This is a genomic window from Ornithinimicrobium sp. (assembly GCF_051004135.1).
GTDB lineage: Bacteria > Actinomycetota > Actinomycetes > Actinomycetales > Dermatophilaceae > Ornithinicoccus.
Genome location: NZ_JBPCKQ010000161.1, coordinates 1 through 8,796 on the forward strand (window position 1 = coordinate 1; position 8,796 = coordinate 8,796).

Below are 8,796 nucleotides of genomic sequence, written 5' to 3' on the forward strand. Positions count from 1 at the left end.
CTGGTCGCGGTCTGGCGCGACATGATGCTGGGCCGCCGGTTCGACGGCCAGGCCACCGCGCTGACCAAGCAGGGCCGGCTCGCGGTCTATCCCTCCTCCCGTGGTCAGGACGCCTGCCAGGTGGCGCCCCTGCATACCCTGGGCGAGCGCGACTGGCTGTTCCCCACCTACCGCGACTCGATGGCCCTGGTCACTCGCGGGATCGACCCGGTCCAGGCGCTCACCCTGCTGCGCGGTGACTGGCACTGCGGCTACGACCCCGTGGCCACCCGCACAGCCCCGCAGTGCACCCCCCTGGCGACGCAGACCGTGCACGCCGCCGGCACGGCCTACGCCCTGCGCCGCCGTGGCACCGACGGTGTGGCGCTGTGCTTCCTCGGCGACGGGGCCACCAGCGAGGGTGACTTCCACGAGGCGCTCAACTTCGCGGCGGTCTTCGAGGCTCCGGTCGTCTTCTTCGTGCAGAACAACGGCTTCGCGATCTCGGTGCCGCTCGCCCAGCAGACCAAGGCGCCCGCGCTGGCCTACAAGGGCGTCGGCTACGGCGTGCGCTCCGAGCAGGTCGACGGCAACGACGCGGCCGCCGTGCTCGCGGTGACCCGCGCGGCGGTCGAGCACGCCCGCTCCGGGGGCGGCCCCTTCCTGATCGAGGCGCACACCTACCGGCTCGAGGCGCACACCAACGCCGACGACGCTACCCGCTACCGCGACGCCGCCGAGGTCGAGGCCTGGACGGCGCGCGACCCGATCGCCCGGCTGCAGACCTACCTGGTCGACCAGGGCCACCTGGACTCCGCGCGGATCGAGGAGGTCACCGCCGAGGCCGAGCAGCGGGCCGCCGACCTGCGCCGCCGGATGGGTGAGGAGCCGGTGGTGGACCCGGCCGACCTGTTCTCACACGTGTATGCCGAGCCGACCCCCCAGCTGCGGGAGCAGTCCGAGCTGGTGGCCGCCGAGCAGGCCGGCACGATGGAGGGACCACGATGAGCACGACCACCTTCGCCCAGGCGCTCAACACCGCGCTGCGTGACGCGCTCCGCGAGGACCCCGACGTGGTCGTCTTCGGCGAGGACGTCGGCAGCCTGGGGGGCGTCTTCCGCATCACTGACGGACTGAGTGCCGACTTCGGCACCGACCGGTGCTTCGACACACCTCTGGCCGAGGCCGGCATCACCGGCTTCGCGGTCGGCATGGCGATGCAGGGCTTCCGGCCGGTGATCGAGATGCAGTTCGACGCCTTCGGCTTCCCCGCGTTCGAGCAGGTGGTCTCGCACGTGGCCAAGATGCGCAACCGGACCCGCGGCGCGCTCAGCCTGCCGATGGTGATCCGGGTGCCGTATGCCGGGGGCATCGGCGGCGTGGAGCACCACTGCGACTCCTCCGAGGCCTACTACGCCCACACGCCCGGCCTGAAGGTGGTCACGCCGGGCACCCCGGCCGACGCCTACTCGCTGCTGCGCGCGGCGGTCGCCGACCCGGACCCGGTGGTCTTCATGGAGCCCAAGATCCTCTACTGGTCCAAGGACGAGCTCGACCTGCCGACCACGACCGAGCCGATCGGGCGGGCCACGGTGCGCCGGGAGGGCCGCGACGTCACCCTGCTGACCTACGGCCCGCAGCTGCCCACCGCCCTGAAGACCGCCGAGGTCGCGGCCGCTGAGGAGGACTGGGACGTCGAGGTCGTCGACCTGCGCAGCCTGGTGCCCTTCGACGACCAGACCGTGAGTGCCTCGGTGCGCAAGACGGGCCGGTGCGTGGTCCTGTCCGAGGCCCCCGGCTTCGGCGGCGTCGCCGGGGAGATCGCGGCCCGGGTCTCCGAGCGGTGCTTCCACTCCCTGCACGCCCCCGTGCTGCGGGTCAGCGGGCTGGACATCCCCTACCCCCCGCCCAAGCTCGAACGCAGCCACCTGCCCAGCGTCGACCGGGTACTGGACACCATCGGGCGCCTGCAGTGGGACGACGAGCCGGACCTGACGCACCTCACCGGGGCCCAGCAGGCGGCGGGCCGGTGAGCGAGGCCAAGGTCTTCGCTCTGCCCGACCTCGGCGAGGGGCTGACCGAGGCCGAGATCGTGGAGTGGCTGGTGGCCGAGGGCGACGAGGTCAGCACCGACCAGCACGTCGTGACCGTCGAGACCGCCAAGGCCGCCGTGGAGGTGCCCTGTCCGTATGCCGGCACGGTCACCTCGCTGCACGGCGAACCCGGGCAGATGCTCGCCGTCGGGTCGCCACTGCTCACCGTCGGCGGCGAGGCTTCCGGGTCCGGCGCGGTGCTGATCGGCTACGGCACCGGAGCCGACCAGGTCCGCCGGGCCCGCGCGGGTCGGCGTCGCGGCGCTCGAGCCGGAGCCTCCGAGGACCCACCTCCCAGCACCGGCGACACCGCATACCCCGCGGACCGGCCCGAGCCGCGGCAACCCAACGGACAGACCAGGGCGGTCAGGGTCATCTCCCCGCTGGTGCGCCGACTCGCTCGCGACGCCGGGCTGGACCTCGCGGCCATCGCGGTGCGGCGCCCCGACGGGGTCATCCGACGGGACGACGTCGTGCGTGCCGCCCACTCCCGGCACGACGAGCCGGCGTCTCCTGACGCAGACCAGCGGATCCCACTCACCGGCGTTCGGCGGACGATGGCCGAGCGGCTGAGCACCTCGCGCAGGGAGATCCCCGACGCCACCACCTGGGTCGACGTCGACGCCACCGAGCTGCTCGCCCTCCGCGACACCCTGCATGCCGCTCGGCCGGACGACGGAATCGGCCTACTGGCCCTGTTGGCCCGGATCACCGTGGCCGGTCTGCGCCGGCATCCCGAGCTCAACTCCTCGGTCGACACCGACGCGCAGGAGATCGTGCAGCACGGCGCGGTCCACCTCGGCTTCGCGGCGCAGTCGCCACGAGGGCTGGTGGTGCCCGTGGTGCGCGATGCCGGGTCGATGACCACGGTGGAGCTCGCCATCGCGCTTCGAGAGCTGACCGACGCGGCCCGCGAGGGCACGCTGACACCGGCGCAGCTGACCGGCGGGACGTTCACCCTCAACAACTACGGCGTCTTCGGCGTGGACGGCTCGACCCCGATCATCAACCACCCTGAGGCCGCGATGCTCGGCGTGGGCCGGATCATCGATCGGCCCTGGGCGCACGAGGGGCAGATCGCACTGCGCAAGATCACCCAGCTGTCCTTCACCTTCGACCACCGGGTCTGTGACGGCGGGACGGCCGGGGGTTTCCTGCGCTTCGTCGCCGACTGCGTCGAGCAGCCCGCTGTGCTTCTCGGCTCCATCTGAGCCTCCCCGGCGTTCAGGCAGCCCAGGGGTCGACGAGGTCTAGGCCGAGCAGCTCGAAGTCCGAGATGTTGCGCGTGGCCAGGACCGCCCGATGGGTCCGGCAGATGGCGGCGATCTGAGCATCGAAGCCGCTGATCGGCATACCACGTTGCTCGCACTCCACCACGATGTCCGCGTAGTGCTCGGCCGGTTGGCCGTCGAAGGGCAGGATCCGGTCCGTGAAGGCGCCGAAGACGTCGTCCGCGGCGTTCATCAGCGTGGCGCGGCGACGGCCGACCGGGAGGCGGGCGATGCCGAAGCGAACTTCTGCGAGGGTCACCGACGTCGTGTGCACCTTCGGGGGCGCCAGGTCTTCTACCCAGCTGAGCACCGCGGCGGCAGGGGTGGGCCGCATCAGCTCTGAGACGACGTTGGTGTCCAGTACGACGATCCGGGCGAGGACGTCCTCGCTCACTCGGGCAGGTCCGCCGCGCGGGGGGCCTGACTGCGTCGTGGGGGCTCAAGGTCGACGCCGCCCGCGTCACCGAAACGGGCAAGCAGCGCCTGGGCGAGGCCGACGGACTCACCGGGCTCGCTGACCGCATCCTCCAGAATCACCCGGGCTTCGGCCTCCATCGATCGACCGTGCCGGGCAGCACGCACCCGCAAACGCTCGTGCACTCGATCGTCAAGGGCCCTGATGCTGATGGCAGCCACACTCGACACCTCCTGCCAGCAATGCTAGCAGTTGGCCGGTGACCGATGTGCGCTCCACTGGGGGCTGCGCAGGCCGCGCCGGCGCGCACAACGGCCGGGCCGGGGCTCCTCAGCGCGGGGTCGGGGCGGTCAGCAGCGTGGCTGCGAGGTGCTCGGCCGTGCGACCGTGCCAGGTGCGGGCCTGCCGCAGCATGGCGTGGGTGTCGCCCTCGACCGTCACCACGTCGACCTCGGCGCCCCCGCTACGCAGCGTGCGCGCGGCGAGCTCCGTGCCCCGGGGGTCGGTGACCCGGTCGGCGCTGCCGTGCATCATCAGCACTGGTAGTCCACGGCGTGGCTGCCACATGGCGACGTCCCGCGCATCCGCCCAGGCGGCCAGGGTGACCAGCGAGGCCACCCCCGGGTCACCACACAGCCGCAGCGCTGTCCGGCCGCCCATCGAGTACCCCGCGACCCCGATCGGCATACCCGGCAGCTCACCGCGGATCTGGGTCAGTGCCCAGCGCGCGTCCCGGACCGGTGCCGCATCGTTCCAGCCCCGCACGGCATACCGCAGGAAGGCCACCGCGATGCCACCACCACCCCGCCGGGCGATCGCACCCGCGAACGGATAGACCCGCGCCATCGACAGCTGGCGCCAGGATGTCGGCGAGCTGCCGTGCGCCTGCCCGCCGTGCAGCAGAAGCACGGCGGCCCGCGGTGCGGCCGGGCGATGGGTCCAGCGCAGCGTGGCACCGGTGTCGGAGTGAACGCGTAGCGGCAGGTCAGGCACCCGTTCAGGGTATGTCGAGAGCCGGGATGACGCGCGGCGCGGCTCAGCCATCTCCGTCCCCGGCGCCGGCCCCCTCGTGGGAAGCGCCCTCCGCGAGCGGCTCGAGCCGGTAGCGCACCTCCTCGCCCTCGATCGCCGTGACCCCGACCCGGATCCGGTCGACGGGCGCGCCGAGGTCGTTGACACCGATCACCGAGACCTCGCAGACGATCGCCGCGTCGAGCTCGGCGGGCAGCGCCTCGGGGCAGTCCACCGACTCCAGGGTCACCTGCTGCTCGGTCATGGCGTCCACGATGCTCTGCTCGACCTCGTCGCCTGCCACCTCCTGGGCGCAGCCCACGAGGGCTACGGAGGCCACCACTGTCACCAGGCCCACCCGAACCCGCCGACGGACACCCGACTACCCCATACCGGCAATCCTACGAGCCGACGAGCCGACGCGGCTGCCGGCCTCGCGTGGCTCCATGCGGGCGGAGGGAGCAGGCGAAACGCACGCGTTGGCGGCCTGAGCGCAGTGGCGGTCCTGGATGCGTTGGCTCAAGGCGGCGCGGAGGTCACCCAATCGACGTCGGGCTGAGCGCGTCCTCCCCGGTGTAGGGCACGGCTACGAGCACCTCGAAGTTCTCCAGCACCACGAGCATTTCTGGGTCGAACCGGTGGTGGGACTGTTGCTCGAAGAACTCGGCATGGGCCTCACGCCACTGCTCAAGGCTGCCGTCGGCCTCCCCCTCGGCCCGCGCGTGCGCAGCATCGACCTGGTCGAACCGCACGACTCGCACGTCCGTGGTGCGCAGCAGCGCGCGGGGGTGACCGGCTCCGTCCAGCACGATGGACAGCGAACCGAACTCGGGCACCTGCTCCCCGTCGGCGTCGTAGTCGGCTCGTGCGCTCGAGGTGGCCGTCTTGGTGCCGGCGAGCACCAAGCTCAGCAGCTCGTCTGCCTGGGTAGGGTCGCCGCCGAAGGACCAGGCCGGCGGACGAAGCACCTCCTTGGCGCTGACACCGAGGTATCCGCTGACCCGGTTGATCTTGGCCCTGATCCGGGCGTCGACCCAGAACGCCTCGAGCTCGTCGTGCTCCATCCCTCGACGGTACACCGGGGTCTCACACCTCCAGGGTGCGCGCCAGCGGCACGCCCACCCGGTAGGGCAGGTGCAGGTAGGACGGCGCGTCGAGCACCGCGAGGTCGGCGCGACCGCCCACCCGGACCCGGCCGACGTCGTCGCGACGCAACGCCCGAGCGCCCCCGACCGTCGCCGCCCGCACGGCCTCGGCCGGAGTCATCCCCATCTCCCGCACCGCGAGGGCGATCATCAGCGGCATGGACGAGGAGCTGCAGGTGCCCGGGTTGCAGTCGGTGGCCAGGGCGACGTCGACCCCGGCATCCAGCAGTCGCCGCCCGTCGGGGTAGGGCGAGCGGGTGGAGAACTCCACGCCGGGGAGCAGCGTCGCCACCGTCGTCCCGCAGGCACCGGCCAGGGCGTCCACGTCGGCGTCGGACAGATAGGTGCAATGGTCCACGCTCGCCGCGCCCACCTCCACCGCCAGCGCCACCCCCGGGCCGGGACCGAGCTGGTTGCCGTGCACCCGCGGCAGCAGCCCGGCCGCCATGCCGGCGCGCAGGATGGCCCGGGACTCCTCCTCGTCGAAGGCGTGCGGGCTGCCCGGCTCGCAGAAGACGTCGACCCAGCGGGCATGCGGCAGGGCCGCCAGCAGCATCGGGCCGCAGACCAGGTCGACGTATGCCGACCGCTCGCCGGCGTCGTGCCCCGTGCCGGGCGGCAGGACGTGCCCGCCGAGGTAGGTGACCTCGTCCGTGACCTCGGCCGCCAGGCGCAGCATCCTGGCCTCGTCGGCCACGCTCAACCCGTAGCCGGACTTGATCTCCACGGTCGTGGTGCCCTGGGCGCGCATCTCCTCGACCCGGGCGCGCAGCAGCGTGCGCAGGGTGTCGTCGTCGGCCTCCCGGGTCGCCGCGACCGTGGTCGCGATGCCGCCGCCGTCGTAGCCTTGTCCGGTCATCCGGGCGGCGAACTCGGCCGAGCGGTCCCCGGCATAGACGATGTGCGAATGGCTGTCGACGAAGCCGGGCAGCACCGCCTTGCCGCCCAGGTCGATGGCCCAGTCGGCGGCCGGGGCAGCGGTGGCCGGGCCCACCCACTGGATGGTGGTGGCCACGTCCTCGTGCGCGCTGCCGACGACCAGGGCGGCGTCGCGCACGATGCCCAGGCCGTCCGCATGGTCGGCGCGCTCGAGGTCGTCGTCACAGGTCACGAGCTCGCGGATGCCAGTGATCAGGATGGACATCAGTCGCCTCTCTGCAGGGGTTCCAGGGCCTGGCGCAGCAGGTGCCCGACATCGCCGAGCCGGTGCCGCCCCTGCTCGACCACCGTACGGCCGTCCACCACGACGGTGTCGACGTCGGCGGCGGTCGCGCTGAGCAGGATCTGTGCGGGCAGGCTGCCCGCGGTGCGGGGCGTGTCGTCGCGGATCGCAATCAGGTCGGCCCGGGCGCCGACCCGCAGCTCACCTGCGTCGGGCCAGCCGATCGAGGTATGCCGGGTGGCTGCGGCCAGCAGGTCGGTCGGGCTCAGCCGGCCCCGCTGCAAGGTGTGCAACCGCTCGTGCATCTCCAGCGCGCGGGCCTCTTCGATCAGGTCGGTCACGGCGTGCTGATCGGACCCGAGAGACAGCGCCGCTCCGGCGTCCAGCAACGCGCGGGCCGGTCCGATGCCGTCGGCGAGGTCGCGCTCCGTGGTCGGGCAGAAGCAGGCGGTGACCCCGGCGCCCCCCAGCAGCGCGATGTCGTGGTCGGTGAGGTGGGTGGCGTGCACTGTGCTCAGCTCGGGCGACAGCAGTCCTTCGTCGGCCAGCAGCTCGGTCGGGGTGAGCCCGTAGGCGGCACGGCAGGCGTCGTTCTCGGCGGGTTGCTCGGACAGGTGCACGTGCAACGGCGCATCCCGCCGCCGGCGGGCGACATCGGCGACGACGGCAAGACTCCCGCGCGGCACTGCCCGCACGGAGTGCACGGCAGCCCCGACCCGCAGATGACCCGGCCCGCCGTCGAGGTGGTCGCGCAGCAGCGACACGCGCTGAGCCCAGGCCTGTGCAGTGCCGTCGCCGAACCGCTGCTGTGTGCCGGTCAGCGGCGTGTGGCCCTGCTCCTCCAGACCACCGGCCAGGTAGCAGGTGTCGAGCAGGGTCAGCCGGATGCCTGCGTCGGCGGCAGCCTGCACCAGGGCCGCACCCATGGCATTGGGGTCGGCGTAGGGCACGCCGTCCGGGCCGTGGTGCAGGTAGTGGAACTCCCCCACCGCGGTGATCCCGGCCAGCGCCATCTCCGCGTAGGTGGCCCGGGCCAGCGCGAGGTAGCTGTCCGGGTCGAGCCGGCCGGCCACGGCATACATCGCCTCGCGCCACGTCCAAAAGGTGCCGCCGTCGGCATGGGTGCGCCCGCGCAGAGCCCGGTGGAAGGCGTGGCTGTGCGCGTTGGCGAGGCCGGGGAGCACGACACCGGGCAGTCGCTCGACCGGGTCGAGCCCGGTGAGCGGGACCCCGGGTGCAACCGAGGTGAACCGGCCGTTCTCGGCCTCGATGAGCACGTCCCGCGCCAGGCCGTCGGGCAGGTGAGCGTGGGCCGCGTGCCACCTCATACGGCACCGCCAGGTCCCGCACCCTCGGCTGCCGCACTGCCGAGGAGCTCGGTGACGCAGGCGGTCAGCGCGTCCACCCCGGCGTGGCAGTCGGCGCGCTCGGCATGCTCGGCCGGACTGTGCGAGACCCCGGTCGGGTTGCGGACGAACAGCATCGCGGTCGGGATGCCGGCTCCGGCCAGGATGCCCGCGTCGTGACCGGCACCGGTGCCCAGCACCGGCACGCTCAGCAGTCCCCCTTCCTGCTCTCCGATCACCCGCCGCAACCGGTCGGCGAGGTCGGCGTCGAAGCGGGTGGTCGGGGTCCACGACTCCTGCTCCACGTGTCCGCCGAGGTCCGTGACCGTGGTCTCCACCTCGGCGACCAGCGCTCGGACCTGGTCCTCCTGCGG

The 8,796-nt window shown here is 72.7% G+C and carries 11 protein-coding genes; 3 read left to right on the top strand and 8 right to left on the bottom strand.

The annotated features are described in order from the left end of the window. The 3 genes from pdhA to ACR2FV_RS10920 all read left to right on the top strand — a co-directional run. Positions 1–987, top strand: a 987-nt coding sequence (pdhA, locus tag ACR2FV_RS10910; RefSeq protein WP_434015721.1) for a pyruvate dehydrogenase (acetyl-transferring) E1 component subunit alpha, incomplete at its 5' end; no start/stop codon positions are given. Continuing rightward, positions 984–2,012, top strand: coding sequence for an alpha-ketoacid dehydrogenase subunit beta (locus tag ACR2FV_RS10915; protein WP_434015722.1), 1,029 nt, complete (start codon positions 984–986; stop codon positions 2,010–2,012). The genes pdhA and ACR2FV_RS10915, both read left to right, overlap by 4 nt. After that, on the top strand, positions 2,009–3,283 hold the full coding sequence (locus ACR2FV_RS10920; RefSeq protein ID WP_434015723.1) for a dihydrolipoamide acetyltransferase family protein: 1,275 nt from the start codon (positions 2,009–2,011) through the stop codon (positions 3,281–3,283). Before ACR2FV_RS10915 ends, ACR2FV_RS10920 begins: the two co-directional genes overlap by 4 nt. A gap of 13 nt (positions 3,284–3,296) precedes the next feature. On the opposite strand, the gene ACR2FV_RS10925 is transcribed toward ACR2FV_RS10920, so the two are convergent. The 8 genes from ACR2FV_RS10925 to ACR2FV_RS10960 form a co-directional block, all read right to left on the bottom strand. Then, positions 3,297–3,737 carry a type II toxin-antitoxin system VapC family toxin gene (locus ACR2FV_RS10925; RefSeq protein WP_434015724.1) on the bottom strand — a complete coding sequence of 147 codons (441 nt, stop codon included), beginning with the start codon at positions 3,735–3,737 and terminating at the stop codon, positions 3,297–3,299. After that, positions 3,734–3,988 carry a FitA-like ribbon-helix-helix domain-containing protein gene (locus tag ACR2FV_RS10930; RefSeq protein ID WP_434015725.1) on the bottom strand — a complete coding sequence of 85 codons (255 nt, stop codon included), beginning with the start codon at positions 3,986–3,988 and terminating at the stop codon, positions 3,734–3,736. The genes ACR2FV_RS10925 and ACR2FV_RS10930 overlap by 4 nt, the downstream gene beginning before the upstream one ends. A gap of 100 nt (positions 3,989–4,088) precedes the next feature. Further along, entirely contained in the window at positions 4,089–4,751 is a 663-nt protein-coding gene (locus ACR2FV_RS10935) for a dienelactone hydrolase family protein (protein WP_434015726.1), read from the bottom strand. Positions 4,752–4,794: 43 nt separating this feature from the next. After that, a complete protein-coding gene (locus ACR2FV_RS10940; protein WP_434015727.1) occupies positions 4,795–5,109 on the bottom strand; it encodes a DUF4333 domain-containing protein in 315 nt (104 codons plus the stop codon). A 196-nt stretch (positions 5,110–5,305) separates the two neighbouring features. Next, positions 5,306–5,833, bottom strand: coding sequence for an ASCH domain-containing protein (locus ACR2FV_RS10945; protein WP_434015728.1), 528 nt, complete (start codon positions 5,831–5,833; stop codon positions 5,306–5,308). A 22-nt stretch (positions 5,834–5,855) separates the two neighbouring features. Continuing rightward, complete coding sequence (hutI, locus tag ACR2FV_RS10950) at positions 5,856–7,058, bottom strand: imidazolonepropionase (protein WP_434015729.1); 1,203 nt, start codon at positions 7,056–7,058, stop codon at positions 5,856–5,858. Continuing rightward, a complete protein-coding gene (locus ACR2FV_RS10955; RefSeq protein ID WP_434015730.1) occupies positions 7,058–8,404 on the bottom strand; it encodes a formimidoylglutamate deiminase in 1,347 nt (448 codons plus the stop codon). The genes hutI and ACR2FV_RS10955 overlap by 1 nt, the downstream gene beginning before the upstream one ends. Beyond that, the coding region (locus ACR2FV_RS10960; RefSeq protein ID WP_434015731.1) for a M20/M25/M40 family metallo-hydrolase at positions 8,401–8,796 on the bottom strand (396 nt) is incomplete at its 5' end. The genes ACR2FV_RS10955 and ACR2FV_RS10960, both read right to left, overlap by 4 nt.

Bases quoted from the DNA above. Each gene is read 5' to 3' on its own strand.
- ACR2FV_RS10915 (WP_434015722.1), top strand. From the start codon at position 984: ATGAGCACGACCACCTTCGCCCAGGCGCTCAACACCGCGCTGCGTGAC.
- ACR2FV_RS10955 (WP_434015730.1), bottom strand. From the start codon at position 8,404: ATGAGGTGGCACGCGGCCCACGCTCACCTGCCCGACGGCCTGGCGCGG.
- hutI (WP_434015729.1), bottom strand. From the start codon at position 7,058: ATGTCCATCCTGATCACTGGCATCCGCGAGCTCGTGACCTGTGACGAC.
- ACR2FV_RS10945 (WP_434015728.1), bottom strand. From the start codon at position 5,833: ATGGAGCACGACGAGCTCGAGGCGTTCTGGGTCGACGCCCGGATCAGG.